The organism is Paenibacillus sp. QJM3NY_38 (assembly GCF_056173265.1).
Genome location: NZ_CM149665.1, coordinates 5,458,985 through 5,475,053 on the forward strand (window position 1 = coordinate 5,458,985; position 16,069 = coordinate 5,475,053).

A 16,069-nucleotide genomic window follows, 5' to 3' on the forward strand; every position below is an offset into this window, starting at 1 on the left:
ATTTTACACCAACGCTGTTGACAGTGTCAACTTTGCAGGTATATAATCACCGTATGTTGACACTGTCAACGTATGAAATACCAAAATAGGAGCGTGGTTAGGAATGAGTCCACAGAAACAAACGGTGATCGTAACAGGCGGGAACTCTGGTTTAGGATATGAATGCGCTAAGATAATAGCTAGGCATGACAATAGTTATCATGTGGTGATCGCCTGCCGCGACGCTGCTAAAGCCAATCAAGCAGTAGATGCGTTAATTCAAGAAACCAATAATAAAAACATATCCTTTTTGGAGCTCGATCTTTCATCTTTGGCATCCATAAGGGGTTTTATAAGCAAGTTTACACAAATGGATTATCCGCCTTTATATGCACTTGTATGCAATGCAGGCGTACAGTTTATCGATAAAACGCATTATACGAAAGATGGGTTTGAAGCTACCTTTGGCGTAAATCATCTTGGACATTTTCTCCTGGCTAATATGCTGCTTGGACAAATAACGCAGTCCGGCAGAATCGTGTTAGTCAGCAGCGGAACCCATGATCCATTGAAAAAGACAGGAATGCCTGCACCTGATTTTGTAGACCCCCAAATTTTGGCCTATCCTGACCAGGCGAGCTCGAGCGGAGCTATATCTCTCATTGGCAGACGGCGCTACACGACTTCAAAGTTATGTAATTTATATTTCACCTACGAGTTGGCCAATCGAATAAAGCAGCAAACCCAAAAAAATATTACCGTAAATGCTTTCGATCCGGGAATGATGCCAGGCACGGGCCTTGCTCAAAGCTATACGCCGATTATGAGATTTGTTTGGAACTATCTTATGCCTGTTTTAACGCTATTTTACCCTAACGTGAATACGGTGCGTCAGTCCGGGAAAGCTTTGGCTGCTCTAGTAACCGATAGCAAGTTCAACCAAACGACAGGGAAATATTTTGAAGGTACGAAACAAATAAAATCCTCCGAACTTTCTTATAACAATGAAAATAGGAAACAGTTATGGGAGGCTAGTGTAGCGTTGACCAATTTGAATCAAACGGAGACGATTTTAGAAACAGGGTTTTAAGCCTTATAGAAGGTCTAACTGAATGGAATTGAAACCAAACAAAACCTCTGAGCAGCTCAGAGGTTTTGTTGTCCCTCCAATCAGCGATTGAGACCACCTAGAATTAATGGAATTCGAAACCATGTTCTGGCAATCCTTTGTCAAACGAATCTTTCAAATCTAACGTTTGTTGACTATAGTATCAAGTTTGTTATCTGGAAGCATCGAATCTTCCTCTTATACAATAAAACTAACAAGTGCACGACAAGCGAGATAACACCGTAAGGAGTGACAGACATGAGCTCACAAGCCGAACCCAAAAAACGAAAGCGCTTACGAATACGCTGGCACAAGCAGGATACGGAGCTAACCCTCTTGGCGCTGCCGACCACGATTTGGTACATCCTGTTTAGTTTCTTACCGATGTTCGGGATCATTATCGCCTTTAAAAATTTCAGGATTAGCGGCGGATTTTTGAGCAATGTGTTTAACAGTCCATGGGTAGGCTTCAAAAACTTCGAATTCTTGTTCAAATCGAATGACGCCTGGATCATTATCCGCAACACCATTGGATACAACATTGTGTTTATCGTTCTAGGGATTGTTCTGCCCGTTCTATTCGCGATTATGATCGGACTGCTCCACAGCCGCAAAGCGAGCAAAGTCTATCAGACAATGATGTTCCTCCCCTATTTCCTATCCTGGGTGGTCGTATCTGCGGTAGGCTGGGCATTCTTAAGCTTCGACAAAGGAATTGTCAATCAAATGCTCGTCAGTATGGGCAGCGATCCTATTAACTGGTATATGGAGCCGCAATATTGGCCATTCTTCTTGATTCTCTTAAATGTGTGGAAGGGCCTGGGCTATGGTATGGTCATTTATTTGGCAACCATCACGAGCATCGACAGCACCTATTATGAAGCAGCTGTTATTGATGGCGCTTCGATTTGGCAGCAGACGAGATTCATTACATTGCCCATGCTCAAGCTGGTGATCGTCATGATGTTCATCCTGGCCGTAGGGCGCATATTTTACACCGATTTCGGTTTGTTCTATCAGGTCACGCGAGACTCCAATTCGCTGTTCAACGTGGCGACCACCATCGATGTCATGGTGTATAAACAATTGAAAACCGCCACCGTAGGGATGGCATCCGCAGCCGCATTCGTACAGTCTGTTCTGGGATGCGCTACGATTCTGATCGCTAACTGGATTGTTCGTCGAATCGATCCCGATAGCGCGATGATGTAAGGAGGCAAGACGATGACACCAAAAACCAATTACGAGACGGGCCTTGAGAAGTTTAACCGTACAAACAAAGCCGTCAACCTGTTCTTCAACCTGGTATTTATTATGCTGGCCCTGCTCTGCGTCATACCTGTAATCGTTGTTCTGTCCATCTCCTTCTCCAGTGAGGAGTCCATCCGTGAGACCGGATATCATCTGCTGCCGGTTGCTTTGTCGGCCGAGGCTTACGTTTACATCATCAAGCAGGGAACGATGATTCTGCGGGCCCTCGGTGTATCCGCCCTCGTTACCGTGATCGGTACCGTGCTCGGCGTATTGCTGACCGCCTCCATGGGTTACGTTCTCTCTCGCCCCAACTACAAGCTGAGGGGCTTTCTCACCTGGGTGGTATTCATCCCGATGGTATTCAACGGCGGCTTGGTATCCAGCTACTTCATTAACACGAATTTACTAGGACTGAAAGATAGCATTTGGGCGCTTATTCTCCCGCTCGCCGTTTCATCGTTCAACGTCATCATATGTAAAACCTTTTTTAAAAGCACGATTCCCGACGGGCTGATCGAATCAGCCGAAATCGACGGCGCGAGCCAGCTGCGAATCTTCTTCTCGATCATTATGCCGATCTCGCTGCCCGTCATCGCCACCATCGGATTGTTTCTCTGCTTTGCTTACTGGAATGACTGGTTTCAATCGATGCTGTATATCGACAACCAGAACCTGTATTCCCTGCAAGCGCTGCTCAACAGCTTAATGAGCAATGTCGATGCACTTGCCAAGAATGCCGCGAGTATGGGCGTTAGCTACGCCATGCTCGTCGCAACGATGCCGAAGGAATCCGCCCGCATGGCGGTCGCCATTCTCATCGTGCTGCCTGTAGCATTCGCCTACCCTTTCTTCCAGAAGTATTTTATTTCCGGATTGACGGTCGGCGCCGTGAAGGGCTAATGACGAAATAAGCCAAGACAAGCTTGGTTTATGATAAATATCCGCATTACAACATTCAGGTAATTCAACTTCAAAAAGGGGGAAATGAAATGAAAAGAGCATTAAAGTTCATCTCTACGCTGTGCGTGCTGACGCTTATGTTGACCGCTTTGGCAGCCTGCGGCGGCTCAAAGCCTGCTTCCACAACAGACGGATCCCAAGCGACGCCGGACACATCCAAAGACTCCGAAACGACAAGCAAGGATATTCCGACGCTAACCTGGTGGACCATCGGCGGCCAAGTACCGAACAATTTCAGCAAGGCGGTCGATGCCATGAATGCCTATACGGCCGAGAAGATTGGCGTGAAGGTCGACATCAAGGTAGCCAGCTGGGGCGAATGGGACACCAAAATGAACACCATCGTGAATACCGGCGAGCCCTTCGACATCATGTTCACGAACAGCGGTAAATACAGCAAGCAAGTAGCAATGGGCGCGTTTGCCGATATTACGGATCTGGTTCAGAGCGAAACGCCGGACTTGTACAAATTGATTCCCGAAAAGGTATGGGAAGGCACAAAGATCGGCGGCAAATATTATTCCGTTCCGACGTACAAGGATTCCGCGCTGACGCAGTACTGGGTATTCGATGACAAGTATGTGCAAAAGTACAATATCGACATCAACAATATCAAAACATTGCAGGATCTGGATAAGCCGCTTCGTGACATGAAGGCCGGCGAAGGCAAAAGCTTCTATCCGCTGCCAATGACGCAAGGCGAAGGCTTGAACGGTTTCTTTAACGAATATGACGATTTAACGCTAGGCTTCCCTCCCATCGGCGTAAAAGCGGACGATGCATCGCGTACGGTTGTCTCCGTGCTGGAGCAGCCGGATGTCATGGCCAATCTGAAGCTCCTGCACCAGTGGTATCAGGATGGCATCATCAACCCGGATGCTCCGACAAAGACGGAGAACGACAAAGGCAGACCGTTCTTTGCAGCCCAGGCATTCCCGGGAGCCGAGGTCAGCTGGCAAATCAATGACGCCATTGAAAAATATAATATGGTTCAGCATTATGGGCCGATCTATACCACCAGTACGATCCAAGGCTCGCTAAACGCGATTTCAGCGAATTCCAAGTATAAGAAGGAAGCATTGAAATACCTTGAATTAGTGAATACCGATCCTAAACTTCGCAATATGCTGGCATTCGGCGAATTAGGCGTCGATTACAACAACGTCGATGGCGAAAAGGTGATTGAGCGTACATCCGATACTTGGCCGCTGGCTGCCTACACGCAAGGCACATTCTTCAATTTGGCGGTGACCAAGGGCGCCCCTGAAGATCAATGGGAACAGGTTAAAAAGCTGAACGATGCAGCCACCTCCTCTACGATCCTCGGCTTTGCGCTGGACATCACCGATCTTCAGACCGAAGTGGCGAATTGCCAAGCCGTATGGGATAAATACAAATATGAGCTGATCACGGGCGCATCCGATCCGGAGAAAGTGATACCGAAGGTCACCGCTGAATTAAAGTCAGCCGGCATGGACACGATTATGCAAGCCGCCCAAGAGCAAATCAACAATTACTTCAAGTAAGATTACAATCAGGCGCATCCCTTAATGAGGCTCTCTTAAGGGGTGCTTTTTCCTTAGATCTATGAAGCTTTGCGTAAATCGTGTTAAATTGAGATATGGCAACATCTGTTTCAACGACCTGCTGCAATCGAGGTGTCATATGGGCTCTTTTTTGCAAATCAAAATTTATCGTCACAAGTTTATTGCCTATGTCATCTTCGTCGTGGCCATCGGACTTACGCTGGGTACGCTGACCTGTGCCATGCTGTTGAATCAATGGGTTGGCAATGCCCGCATCGAGGCGGCTAATGCCTTCTCGCGTGTAGAGAATGAGCTGCAGTATGATGCCGACCGCATCGAGGCTTACATGCAGCGAATGTATTCCAATCCCGCTCTGATGGATGATGCTCGCAGCTTTTTAAGCAGCAGCGCTGAGGGATACTTAACCCGCAGGCTGCAGAACAGCCAATTCTCACAGCCGCTGGTTTCTTTTCCGGAGGATGTAAAAACCTATCTGTACAGCTGGGCGCAGGGCGAAATCACGCAGATAAGCACGCATACCGATAAGCATGGCAATGTCGTCCGTTTTAATGATAACGGAATTGCAAGCTTTACCTTCGGGCTTCCGAATACGGATGAAACTTTTCGCGATACCCTGATGAAGGGGTTCGTATATCGCAAGAAACTGTCGGATCCAACGTCAGGTTCCCAGGAATTCGGTGAGCTGCGCTTCTTGGTCAGCAGTGAACAGATCTTTAAATCCGTTCAAAGCTTCCGATTGGGTAATGCCGCTGCAGTCAGCCCTTCCGGTGAAATATATCTGATCGGGAACGAACAGGACCGGGACCTGGAGGAGTTATCCCGACTAGCCGCGGCGAAAGGACGCAGTCACGGCATTATTTCGAAAGGTGTTTTGAAGCATATCTTTTTTGTCTCCTTTCCATCCACCAAGTTTAATTTCAAATTCGTCAGCATCATCGATTTATCCATGCTCATCCGTCAGCATGCCGGGATGCTGATCACCATCTTTATGATCATATTGACGGCCATGGTCAGCGTGCTTCTGCTCATTGCATACAATATGCGGGATGATGCCCTCTTCCTGCGCCGCATCATTCAATCGATTGGACGTGTGAAGATGGCCAATTTCACGCCTAACCGCCCTGCCCGTTACCGTCGAAATGAATACGGCATGATCGCCCGGGAATTGGACGATATGATTCAGCAGCTGGATAAGCATATCCGCAACGAATATCTGTTAAAGATCAAACAGCAGGAAACGGAAATGAAAGCGCTTCAACATCAAATCAACCCTCATTTTTTATACAATACATTGGAGGTGATCCGCTCCACTGCTCTTGTCAATCAGGACAGGGACACCGCTGACGCCATTGCAACGCTGGGGACGCTTTATCGTGATATCGTCAAAAAGGGAAATATCATTTCGATTGCGAGCGAGCTGGAATTGCTGCAGAAATACTTGGAGATTATGGAGTTTAAGTATCCCGAGCGTTTTTATTATCAAGTGAATGTAGAGCCGGCGCTACTGCATATCCCTACCGTGAAATTCTGGATGCAGCCTTTGGCTGAGAATTTTTTTATCCACGGTTTTAACGCGAATCATGAGTTTAATTTGTATGTCGTTAACGGCTATGAAGCCGAAGATGGTTACGTACTGGAATTCGTGGACAATGGACGCGGTATTCCTCCGGAGCGTTTACGTACCGTTCGAAGCACAATGTCTAATCATGATGAACCTTCTTCCCATAGTATCGGGCTGCGCAACGTATATACGCGCCTTCACTTTTTCTACGGGAGCGGCTTTTCGATCGAGATTGCGAATAATGAGGAAGCTGGAGTCAGCATATCCGTGCGGATTTCAAAAGAGGTGATTGAACATGTACAAACTGATGATTGTGGATGACGAACCTCAGATTTTGGAGGGAATGAAGCGAATCCTGGATTGGAAGCAATACGGATTTGGCCGAATCGAAACCTGCGAATCCACGGAGGAAGCCATGTCCAAGGTGGTCGACCTGCTGCCGGATGTCGCCATATTCGATGTTTGCATTGGCAAGGAGCTTGGATACGAAGCGATCCGCAGGCTGAACGAATTTCAAATTCCTACGAAATATATCATTATGAGCGGCTATAGTGAATTTACATATGCCCAGGAAGCCATTCGGTGTGGTGTCAAAGACTATCTGCTCAAGCCTGTGGAACGCACCAAGCTGCAGCAAGTGATTGAGAAGATCATCGTCGAGGATCTGGGCGGTTCGATAGGTAACAGGAACGGTGAAAGCTTGAACCAGGATCCGGTGCTTGGTGTAAGCTATGGCAGCTTATCCAAGCTGGTCAACCGCATCCTGCTGATGATCAGGACAGAGTATGCTCAGAATATCACGTTGAAATCCGTAGCGGAGCGTTTCCAGATACAGCACCTACCTTGGACAATTGTTTCTTAAAGAAACCAACATGAAGTTTTCCGAATACCTCATGGCCTACCGAATGCTTCTTGCACAAGAACGAATTCAATCAACAGATGAGAAGATTTCCTACATCGCCTTTTCCGTCGGCTACAACAATCTCAACTATTTCTATACGCATTTTCACAGCTTTTTCCGAAAATCTCCTTCAGAACTGCGAGGAAAAGGGTAACAGCGAACGCGGCGAAAAAAGGAGGATATCGATGATGTTAAAGCACCCAAGGCCCAAGCGCATCTTCATGATCATCAGTCTCATAATGCTGCTGACATCATTTACAACCGGCTGCTTCCGACAGCCCGGATACAACAGCGAAACCTATGATGGGGACACGGTAAATCTGGTCTATTATACGATCGGAGAGCCTGACAAGGATCTGCAGCTCGTAAATGATAAAATCAATGAAATCATGGCTCGTAAAATCGGTGTGACGATCACCTATGTCAAGGTAAGCTGGCAGGAGTATGAGGATCGGCTGAACACACTCATATCCGCCGGCAGCCCGTTTGATATTGCCTTTGCACCTGAGTATGCAACTACCGCTATGCGCGGCGCCTGGCTGAAGCTGGATGACTACCTTGCCGGCCTGGGCAAGGAAATGTACGATGCCATTGACCCAACCTTTTGGCAGGGGGTACGGATGAACGATGGCAGCATTTACGGTGTGCCGACCAATAAAGAGTTAGCCGTGCTTGATCACTGGATGTACCCCGCTTCCATCGTGAATAAATATAATATCGACATTACCAAATACAATACACTGGAATCGCTTGAGCCGCTGCTTAGGATGATTCATCGGGAAGAGCCGGCCTACATCCCCATGGAACTGGATCGGGATTCCCACAATTTCTTCACTCTCCATGGATACGAATATATTATGAACCATAAATTGCCCTTGATGATCAAATCACTGGACCCGAGCGCTCAGGTGGTGAATATCTTCGAAACCAGGGAAGCGCGGCAGGTGCTGGATACGTTGCGGCGTTACTACAAGGAGGGCTTCATTAATGAGGATGCCGCGCTGCGAGAGCCCGGAGGACTTAAACGCGGGGCCAAAGTGTTCTGGAAATCTTCAGGCGGCGGTCCGCTCTCGGAGACGACTTGGAGTAAGGATCGCGGCTACAAGATTGTAGCCCATCCCGTAACCCCAAGCACCGTCACGACGGAATCCGTTCGGGGAGGCATCATGGCCGTGAATGCCAACACCAAACATCCCGTAGAGTGTATTAAATTTTTGAATTTACTCAATACGGACCCCGAAATACGAAACTTATTCAACTATGGAATTGAAGGCGTGCACTACACGCTGGACGAACAGGGGCAAGTCGTTCCAAATACGGACAAGGACAGCCATGGCGACCCGCTCCCGGATGCGCCTGCAAGCCGCTATTCAGGTGTACAATACACGCAGGGAAATTGGTTTATCCTGAAAACCATGGGCGGCGATAACCCGGATCCCCTCGACAAGTGGGATCAATTCCGCAAGTACAACGCTGGCGTCGTCAAGTCCACCGTGCTCGGCTTTACGCCCGATCTATCCAAGCTGACCGCCCAAACCGATAACATCGAGATGGTCTGGCATAAATATTATCCGAGCCTCATGACAGGCTCCGTCGATGTGGATACGATCCTCCCCAAGTTTAACGCGGAGCTGAAGCAGGCAGGCATAGACGACGTGCGGCAGGAAGTACAGAAGCAGCTGGATGCTTGGCGGGAAATGAGATGAGTGCTGGCAGCTTTTGCTTCGCTGAACGGAGGGAGAACAGCCATTGATTCTGGACTACGGATTTGGAGGTGTGGGCACAGCGGGTTCTCCCTCGCGGCCAAGCCGCCGGCTTGCCGTTTCCCTGCGCCCCGTCGCGGGGACGTGGGCTCCGGCTTTGGCCAAACCGAACCTCGGCATGTTGTTGTACAGGCATTCATGCTGTCCTTCCTGGACAAGATAGGTTTCGTGGAAAATCCCTACGTCCCCTCCCGTTCCAACTTTGCGGTTGAAATCCCGCCATGCCTTCAGGTGATTGGCTCCGTGACGGGCATAATGCTCCAGGTGTTCAAAGCTTCTCCAATATTGAATAAGTGTAAGTCCCCGCCCTGAAAAATGATAGGTACCGTCCATGAACCCGAGCTCCTCCTTGTTCCGGTACAGCTCCTGAAGCATCGGGGACATGGCGTTCATGACAGGCAGCCACTTATGCACCGCCCACCATTTGTTAATCCGAAACCCGATCACGAATACAACGAAGGAACCGTCCATGTGTGCGGTATATCGACCTGGAATCACTTTACCCATGCTTGCTCACTCCCCTTCCTTTACTTCAAGCACACCCAGATGCGTTTCATAAAAGCGGCCAATATCCGTTGAATTGTACAATTGAGCCGTCAGAAACGCGCCATAAAAAATGGTGAAACAGATCTGCACGGCTTGCTCCAAGGTAATATCTTTGTTGAGCCTTCCGACTTGCTCTTCTTCCTTCATGAACTGCTGGAACAACGCATACATGTTAGGCGATTGGCTTCCCGCTTCCTCGTGACGGGGAAAAAGCAGCGATACTTCCGCAGGGCTAAGCTCCGGCATGCAGGGCTGCATGTTCTGCTCCGCAAGAAAGGAGATCAGGCTCGGCATCATGCCTGGTCTTACGTGATGCTCCTGGGCTACTTGGGACAACAGATGCCGAAAAGCCTGAAACCCTTTCTTCCCTTCTGCGTCGATCTCGATGATCCGCTCGGTCAGCCATACCCGCATAAAATAAATCAGCAGATCCTCTTTGCGTTGATAGAACTTAAAAAAAGTAACCTTGGATATTTCTGCGCGCTTGCAAATGTCCTCCACCATGACCTGGCTGAACATCCGGTCCCTCATCAGGGATATTCCCGCTTCATACAATGCGATTTTGTTCTTGGCTTTCTTTAACTCCCGTAATGAGATATCCGAATCCATCGTGATTGTACCTCCATTAAATTAACTCATGTAAATAAATTAACACGAGTTAATTTATTTTGTCAATACCGCCAAACAGACAGACAAAACACCCCTAACATCAGCGACACTGATGCAGGGGTACGGCATACTTTCAAGGCCCGGATAAAAATATCAACGTTGACAGGGAGGAAATACATTTGAGGTAACTAGCTACTCCCATTTATCGTAGGCTGCGTGCAAATTGACTTCGGACAGGAGCCCTTTTTGCAGCTGTGGATTCGGAACCATTCGGTTGTACTTTATAATCTTTTGATTAATGGCCTCAAACTCTGTCTCTGGAATCGCAGTCGACTCCGGACGCTCCAAAAGCCGCTTGATGTCGGCAGCGATTTCTTTTCTCAGCTCGACCCATGCGGGCTGGTAATTCGCGTTCTTCATAATCCCGGTTAGAACATCCCCGTCTTCGATCTTAATCGGCTTTCCCTTCAACGGCGAATCGTCAAAGCCGCCTTCTCTGGCAAATTTGTCGATGGCCGATTCCAGAAGCCCGCTGCTGGTCGACATGGGACGTCGTTCCTTTTCTTCGCTATGATCTTCTTCAGAAGCAAGAGCTGAATTTTTTGGATCATCATTCCGTTCCATTTTGGTCACCTCCGTCTTACATATCAGGGAAATACATTCTTTCCTTCGATGAAATGTCGAAGATCCCCCCTTGAATTATCCAAAATATAACATACCATTTCTAAAATTAACAGTTCGTTTCAGCGTATACCGCAGATCATTTTGGATTGTCATGGTTCTTCATGATATCAACCTGTCCGCTCGTTATGCGGATCATATTGCGCTTCATAACGGATTGCTTGTGGCTGAGGGGGCTCCCTCGCAAGTCATTACGAGCACCATGATCAAAGACATATTCGGGCTTGATTGCTCGGTAATCGAAGACCCCGTGTCAGGCTTCACCCCATGTGATACCCAAAGGACGATATCATGTTCTATGATGTAGTGGATTCATTTTCTAGAAACAAGGTCTTTTACTGCACCTATTAAAGCTGCCGGGAGTAATGTAACGGTAAAAATGGCAGTGAATAAGTTATGTTCTTGGGTTTTATAAGGTGTGAACCATTCCGTAAATAACTTCGATTCAGAAAAATCGGCAAATAATGACCCTTCTTTAACTTTGAATGGGGTCCACAAGGCATTATCAAAAGCGATAAACAGTATTTGTAATACAATAAGTCCCCCTAAGAAATACATCCAGCTTTTTATCCGGGAAGAACCAGCTTTATGTTGTGTATCTTTCAATGGATGCGCTCTCCTTTTTTATCATTTATTACTTCATCATGCATCCGCGGGGACTCTTATAAGTCTTTCCTCTTAAACAGGCTTATCGTTAAGAAATAGGAGGCAATGAATACAACGACGATACCGATTAGAATCAAAAGTAATGTTTGATCGTTTATGAGGCCTTTCTCGCTCACCCTATTCATCAGCACCGCTGCAGGTTGTGCCAGGATAATTAAGGAGATCATGAATACGGCATTGATAATTCCGGCTCCTTTTTTGCTAAGTGCGTAAAAAAGAGGCATATAGATAGAGATGAGAACAAGCAGCATTCCTACGGAAACCAATAAGGACATCACCGTATAGTCCGGCTTGTCAAGCTGTGGGAATGAAAGATCAATGATCCGGTGAATCCCGTATGAAGCAATGACTCCAAACAGTGTATACACGATGGCTGTTATGTATTTGGCCAGCACGATATGTTTGCGGCTAATCGGCAGCGTGACCAGAAATTTATGGTTATGGTTTTTGATATCGATCATCGTAGCTAGGATAATGGAGCCGAAAGCCGTATAGATTCCTACAAAATAGATAGACATTTCACTTTTTGGTATAAAAGCGATGCTGAAAACGGCGAGATAGAGAAGAATCGTCCACAGTGAGCTTTTTAAAGCGATGAAATCTTTACGAAGCAAATTAAGCATGAACTCTTCCTCCCTTGGCAGTGAAATACATGATGTCTTCTAAGGATGGTTTTTCTAAAATAGCATTATTGCTGAACAGCTGCGCGGCCTTGCGTCTATTATCTACCAAGCCCTCAAACCCAAGCGTCGTCTCACGAATCCCGATAAATTCCTTTCGAATATCCGAATCAATCAGTTGCATATCGCCCTTCACGATCGCGTATCTCTCAAGCACATCATCTTTCGCTTCATTGAATACAAGTTTTCCGTCATTGACGAAAGTAATGTAGTCAGCAATACGGTCCAAATCCGTCGTAATATGTGTCGAGAAGATAATCGTATTTTTTTCGTCCTGCATCATATCCGCAAGCAGATCGAGCATTTCCCTTCTGAACACAGGATCAAGTCCCGATGTCGGCTCATCCATGACCAGGAGCTCAGCCTCATGGGATAAGGCAACGGCAAGGGCGAGTTTAATCTTCATTCCCTTAGATAAATCTTCAACCTTCTTCTTAGGGGACAATTCGAATTGTTCGAGGTAGCGGTTAAATTTCTTTTCATTCCAATGGGTGTAAAAAGGGGCGATCATTCTCTTCGTATCACGAATGGTAAGATGCTCATAATAGAAGCAATCATCCGAGACGATGCCGATGCGCTGTTTAATGTCGACTTCATGTTGAGGCATATCCAGGCCGAGTATTTTTACACTGCCGGAATCGGGACGTACCATGCCGAGCATCATCTTGATTAAGGTGCTTTTACCAACACCATTCGGACCAATGAGTCCGGTAATGTAGCCTTGTTTCACATCCAGAGATACATGATCGACTTTGAAAAGAGGGTATGTTTTCGTTAAATTTCGTAATTCGATTGCATTCATGGTGTTTGTTCCTCCTCGAACAGTAAAGTCAGATGATCGATTACATCTTGTTGACTCATGTTTAATTCCTTGCTTTCTCGAATGATATTGATCATTTTCTCTTCTAATCGCTTCATGCGCTGCTCCCTGATAAAATCTTTATTTGCCCCTGATACGAAGCAACCCTTGCCTACGACCGAGTCGATTAGCTTTTCGTTCTCCAATTCTTCATAGGCACGCTTAGTCGTAATAACACTAACCTGCAAATCCTTAGCAAGCTGCCTTATAGAAGGGAGACTGTCGCCTGCGCGCAATTCTCCACTCAGGATACTCTGTCTAATCTGGTTCATAATCTGTATGTAAATCGGATCGTTCGATGCGTTGGATAATATGATTTTTATGCCGTTCACCCCACTGCTGTTAATTGAGTGCATACCGTATATATATAATATATACACTATTCCCTCTGATGTCAATTCACCCGTCTGGGTAGTGATTCTCGTCCACTTCGATTGTTAACATAAAAAGCCGCGGATTACGCGACTTCGTATGGGATATATTCTTGTTTCCGACAGGCCATTATGGGATATGACTAAAGCAGCCGCCCCTTGTGCCAGGAGCGGCTGCTTTAAGTTTAAACCGTGCATGAACACTAGGGATGACATTGAGGATCTTGGTATTACGAACAAATTTTGATCGGTTACTTTTGTTTTCGGTCCTCATTCATTTTAGCTGTAACTCTTTTAACATCTTCTGCATTTATTTTTCCATCCTGGTTCACGTCCAGCTTCTGCAAATCGCCTACCGGTTCTTTTCCTATATGCCTTGCTACCAGCCTGATATCATGATGATCTACGGTTCCGTTTCCGTCCACGTCTTCGGGGATCGTTACTTTCGTTCCAATATGAATTCGGGACAAGTAGGTGCGGTCCGTGCCGTCCGAATAATACAGATATCCGTCATCGTCTATCGTAAAGCTATAAGCACTTATCACCTCTCGATACTCCAGGGTAACCGGATCAATCGCAATGAGCTTGGAGCCGAAGAGCGCATACAGTATACCGTCGGCATCCCATTTCAGCGGAACGGAAGACCATGCACCGTAATTGAACGATCCCGTGTGAACTTGCTTACTCTTCACAATTTCCTTATGATCCGGGTCCATCGCGAAAATGGTACCGTTAACGGCTCCCCAAATCAGCCCATCATGGGGTCCAACTGTCAGTCGGCCGATAAATTCAGGTTTATCTATACCTTCGATCTGTGGTGACCATTCCGCTAATTTTTCTCCGGTCAAGGCATTCATGGTAAACATTTTGGCTTCCTCAGCCGTCGGGTTGCTTCCGAGGCCGTTGTTAATATTCGTTGAACCGAAGATTATACCGTCTTTATAAGCAAGACCTACCACACTTTGATCTTGAACAACGTTTCGTATAACCTTCACGCCTGTCTTGTTCTCGGCATATGCGCTTGGATCAATGATCGTAACGGCTCCTCCGTTAACCCCATATGCGGATACACTCCCAAAATAGATACGTCCGCCGCCGGATGCCGCTTCGATTAAACGATCCTGATGTGCCTCAGGATCCACCTGCAGGAATTGGGAGGGATTGCCGTTACCCGGCGCTCTGGTTTGGTCATATTTATGAACATAAGCTTTGGGATACACCCCCATATACATGGCATTGTCGTGATACACCATGCTGTCGGCCTGGCCGAGGGAAATCGAAGTCACCTGGTTCTGGTCCGGATCATAGACAGCCCCTGTACCTGCGCCCAATGTGCTCATAAACAACTGATTATCCGAGCCTTTTTCAATGACGTGAATATTCAGCGGCGTGCCTTCAACGACCGGGCGCGTAGCCGTCATCTTGTTCTGCGTAACGTTGAAATAAACGATTCCCCCGCCAAATTGCATGGTAACCAGATTCATGCCGATCAGATCCGGATTCTCATGCTGATCGATTTCGACCCAATCGGCACCTCTAAGCCCGCTGCCATAGGCCATGCCGGTGGAGCCGATCTCACCCGTTGCCAAGTTGTAATATTTTAACGTGCTGTCCGCAATGAAGTAGACTTTGCTTTCATAAGAATCCGTAACATGCAGACCGGTCACATTGGATAACACAACGTCCAGCCAACTGGAAGACTCGAGATCATAGACATACATATTTTTGGATTCGGAATATCGGGCGAATATATAGCGGTTGTCAACCAGATTCATATCGTACACAAAGCCGGTTTCCTGTTGATCCATCAGCGGCTGCGCTATATTCGTTTTGCTTCCGGTCGCTAAATCCAGTTTGATGATTTGACCGTGTGCCGTACCGGCATATATATGTCCTCCTTCTTCATCCAGTGCGATTGATCTTACGTATTCTTGCGGCTGGTTTCCAAGCATTCTGCCGTAATCTTCCGTAACGGTCCCCAGACCGAGATCGTATTTAAATACCTTACCGCCGGGATAAGTACCGATATAGGCATTACCTTTGCTATCGGTAACAAGTGACCACGGGCCTTCGTCAACAAAGTCGTGAACCAGGTTGATCTCTTTGGTCTCGGTTGAATACAGCCAGAGCGTTCTATGTGATGTCACATACACATGCTTTCCGTCCGGTGTGACTTCATGGTGCCAGGCATCTCCGCCCCCGCCCTGCAAGATCGATCTATAGATCACCTTATTCGTGGCCATGTCTACGACATTGAACTGGGCAGGAGAGCCTTTTACCGTTGTAAACATAACCTTTCTGCCATCCTGTTCCCCGACGGCTCCGTCATAGATGCTGATTCCCCGAATGGGTTGGGCCAATCGTTCCGGCTCCCCATACACTTTATCCTCCAACCGTACGGGATTCGATAAACCTGCATCCATCCATGCTTGTGCATTTATCGGTTTAGCCGGGAGGATGGTTGTCATGCAAGCACACGATAGCATCATCAATAAACCCATCTTCACTTGGATACGCTTCAAATTTCCGCACCTTCCTTTTCAATAGAAGATATTTCAACCGTATAACCCTAACTTGATAGATG

The 16,069-nt window shown here is 47.1% G+C and carries 16 protein-coding genes and 1 pseudogene; 9 read left to right on the forward strand and 8 right to left on the reverse strand.

Annotated features, from left to right (window positions below; all coding sequences use genetic code 11):
* Nucleotides 1–103 precede the first annotated feature (103 nt).
* The 8 genes from AC0VZ8_RS25145 to AC0VZ8_RS25180 all read left to right on the forward strand — a co-directional run bounded on the left by AC0VZ8_RS25145 (nucleotide 104) and on the right by AC0VZ8_RS25180 (nucleotide 9,016).
* Entirely contained in the window at nucleotides 104–1,069 is a 966-nt protein-coding gene (locus AC0VZ8_RS25145) for an SDR family NAD(P)-dependent oxidoreductase (RefSeq protein ID WP_475484786.1), read from the forward strand.
* A 276-nt stretch (nucleotides 1,070–1,345) separates the two neighbouring features.
* The gene (locus AC0VZ8_RS25150) at nucleotides 1,346–2,299 is read left to right on the forward strand and encodes an ABC transporter permease (RefSeq protein WP_426204695.1); all 954 of its coding nucleotides are present in this window, start codon (nucleotides 1,346–1,348) and stop codon (nucleotides 2,297–2,299) included.
* A 12-nt stretch (nucleotides 2,300–2,311) separates the two neighbouring features.
* The gene (locus AC0VZ8_RS25155) at nucleotides 2,312–3,241 is read left to right on the forward strand and encodes a carbohydrate ABC transporter permease (protein ID WP_475484787.1); all 930 of its coding nucleotides are present in this window, start codon (nucleotides 2,312–2,314) and stop codon (nucleotides 3,239–3,241) included.
* 89 nt (nucleotides 3,242–3,330) lie between these two features.
* A complete protein-coding gene (locus AC0VZ8_RS25160) occupies nucleotides 3,331–4,827 on the forward strand; it encodes an ABC transporter substrate-binding protein (protein WP_475484788.1) in 1,497 nt (498 codons plus the stop codon).
* Nucleotides 4,828–4,966: 139 nt separating this feature from the next.
* Complete coding sequence (locus AC0VZ8_RS25165) at nucleotides 4,967–6,730, forward strand: sensor histidine kinase (protein WP_475484789.1); 1,764 nt, start codon at nucleotides 4,967–4,969, stop codon at nucleotides 6,728–6,730.
* A complete protein-coding gene (locus AC0VZ8_RS25170) occupies nucleotides 6,705–7,271 on the forward strand; it encodes a response regulator (protein WP_475484790.1) in 567 nt (188 codons plus the stop codon). Before AC0VZ8_RS25165 ends, AC0VZ8_RS25170 begins: the two co-directional genes overlap by 26 nt.
* A gap of 31 nt (nucleotides 7,272–7,302) precedes the next feature.
* Complete coding sequence (locus AC0VZ8_RS25175; RefSeq protein WP_475487759.1) at nucleotides 7,303–7,464, forward strand: helix-turn-helix domain-containing protein; 162 nt, start codon at nucleotides 7,303–7,305, stop codon at nucleotides 7,462–7,464.
* A gap of 31 nt (nucleotides 7,465–7,495) precedes the next feature.
* Entirely contained in the window at nucleotides 7,496–9,016 is a 1,521-nt protein-coding gene (locus AC0VZ8_RS25180) for an ABC transporter substrate-binding protein (protein ID WP_475484791.1), read from the forward strand.
* Nucleotides 9,017–9,070: 54 nt separating this feature from the next.
* Here AC0VZ8_RS25180 and AC0VZ8_RS25185 read toward each other — a convergent pair whose 3' ends face one another.
* The 3 genes from AC0VZ8_RS25185 to AC0VZ8_RS25195 all read right to left on the reverse strand — a co-directional run bounded on the left by AC0VZ8_RS25185 (nucleotide 9,071) and on the right by AC0VZ8_RS25195 (nucleotide 10,852).
* Complete coding sequence (locus AC0VZ8_RS25185) at nucleotides 9,071–9,580, reverse strand: DUF4188 domain-containing protein (RefSeq protein ID WP_220684187.1); 510 nt, start codon at nucleotides 9,578–9,580, stop codon at nucleotides 9,071–9,073.
* Nucleotides 9,581–9,586: 6 nt separating this feature from the next.
* On the reverse strand, nucleotides 9,587–10,228 hold the full coding sequence (locus AC0VZ8_RS25190; RefSeq protein ID WP_475484792.1) for a TetR/AcrR family transcriptional regulator: 642 nt from the start codon (nucleotides 10,226–10,228) through the stop codon (nucleotides 9,587–9,589).
* Nucleotides 10,229–10,420: 192 nt separating this feature from the next.
* Nucleotides 10,421–10,852, reverse strand: coding sequence for a DnaJ family domain-containing protein (locus tag AC0VZ8_RS25195; protein WP_475484793.1), 432 nt, complete (start codon nucleotides 10,850–10,852; stop codon nucleotides 10,421–10,423).
* A 145-nt stretch (nucleotides 10,853–10,997) separates the two neighbouring features.
* Here AC0VZ8_RS25195 and AC0VZ8_RS25200 point away from each other — a divergent pair.
* Nucleotides 10,998–11,211 (forward strand): annotated as a pseudogene (locus AC0VZ8_RS25200) (ABC transporter ATP-binding protein); the annotation flags it as partial.
* 10 nt (nucleotides 11,212–11,221) lie between these two features.
* Here the strand turns inward: AC0VZ8_RS25200 and AC0VZ8_RS25205 are convergent.
* The 5 genes from AC0VZ8_RS25205 to AC0VZ8_RS25225 all read right to left on the reverse strand — a co-directional run bounded on the left by AC0VZ8_RS25205 (nucleotide 11,222) and on the right by AC0VZ8_RS25225 (nucleotide 16,007).
* Nucleotides 11,222–11,515: a YfzA family protein gene (locus AC0VZ8_RS25205; protein WP_260068683.1), complete on the reverse strand. Its 294-nt coding sequence runs from the start codon at nucleotides 11,513–11,515 to the stop codon at nucleotides 11,222–11,224.
* Nucleotides 11,516–11,571: 56 nt separating this feature from the next.
* Nucleotides 11,572–12,198 (reverse strand): ABC-2 transporter permease, encoded by a 627-nt coding sequence (locus AC0VZ8_RS25210; protein ID WP_475484794.1) that lies wholly within the window; start codon nucleotides 12,196–12,198, stop codon nucleotides 11,572–11,574.
* Nucleotides 12,191–13,057 (reverse strand): ABC transporter ATP-binding protein, encoded by an 867-nt coding sequence (locus AC0VZ8_RS25215; protein ID WP_475484795.1) that lies wholly within the window; start codon nucleotides 13,055–13,057, stop codon nucleotides 12,191–12,193. Before AC0VZ8_RS25215 ends, AC0VZ8_RS25210 begins: the two co-directional genes overlap by 8 nt.
* Entirely contained in the window at nucleotides 13,054–13,437 is a 384-nt protein-coding gene (locus tag AC0VZ8_RS25220) for a GntR family transcriptional regulator (protein WP_426204717.1), read from the reverse strand. Before AC0VZ8_RS25220 ends, AC0VZ8_RS25215 begins: the two co-directional genes overlap by 4 nt.
* 299 nt (nucleotides 13,438–13,736) lie before the next feature.
* The gene (locus tag AC0VZ8_RS25225) at nucleotides 13,737–16,007 is read right to left on the reverse strand and encodes a dockerin type I domain-containing protein (protein ID WP_475484796.1); all 2,271 of its coding nucleotides are present in this window, start codon (nucleotides 16,005–16,007) and stop codon (nucleotides 13,737–13,739) included.
* Nucleotides 16,008–16,069: the final 62 nt, after the last annotated feature.

Bases quoted from the DNA above. Each gene is read 5' to 3' on its own strand.
- AC0VZ8_RS25145 (WP_475484786.1), top strand. From the start codon at position 104: ATGAGTCCACAGAAACAAACGGTGATCGTAACAGGCGGGAACTCTGGT.
- AC0VZ8_RS25150 (WP_426204695.1), top strand. From the start codon at position 1,346: ATGAGCTCACAAGCCGAACCCAAAAAACGAAAGCGCTTACGAATACGC.
- AC0VZ8_RS25155 (WP_475484787.1), top strand. From the start codon at position 2,312: ATGACACCAAAAACCAATTACGAGACGGGCCTTGAGAAGTTTAACCGT.
- AC0VZ8_RS25160 (WP_475484788.1), top strand. From the start codon at position 3,331: ATGAAAAGAGCATTAAAGTTCATCTCTACGCTGTGCGTGCTGACGCTT.
- AC0VZ8_RS25165 (WP_475484789.1), top strand. From the start codon at position 4,967: ATGGGCTCTTTTTTGCAAATCAAAATTTATCGTCACAAGTTTATTGCC.
- AC0VZ8_RS25170 (WP_475484790.1), top strand. From the start codon at position 6,705: ATGTACAAACTGATGATTGTGGATGACGAACCTCAGATTTTGGAGGGA.
- AC0VZ8_RS25175 (WP_475487759.1), top strand. From the start codon at position 7,303: ATGGCCTACCGAATGCTTCTTGCACAAGAACGAATTCAATCAACAGAT.
- AC0VZ8_RS25180 (WP_475484791.1), top strand. From the start codon at position 7,496: ATGATGTTAAAGCACCCAAGGCCCAAGCGCATCTTCATGATCATCAGT.
- AC0VZ8_RS25185 (WP_220684187.1), bottom strand. From the start codon at position 9,580: ATGGGTAAAGTGATTCCAGGTCGATATACCGCACACATGGACGGTTCC.
- AC0VZ8_RS25190 (WP_475484792.1), bottom strand. From the start codon at position 10,228: ATGGATTCGGATATCTCATTACGGGAGTTAAAGAAAGCCAAGAACAAA.
- AC0VZ8_RS25195 (WP_475484793.1), bottom strand. From the start codon at position 10,852: ATGGAACGGAATGATGATCCAAAAAATTCAGCTCTTGCTTCTGAAGAA.
- AC0VZ8_RS25210 (WP_475484794.1), bottom strand. From the start codon at position 12,198: ATGCTTAATTTGCTTCGTAAAGATTTCATCGCTTTAAAAAGCTCACTG.
- AC0VZ8_RS25215 (WP_475484795.1), bottom strand. From the start codon at position 13,057: ATGAATGCAATCGAATTACGAAATTTAACGAAAACATACCCTCTTTTC.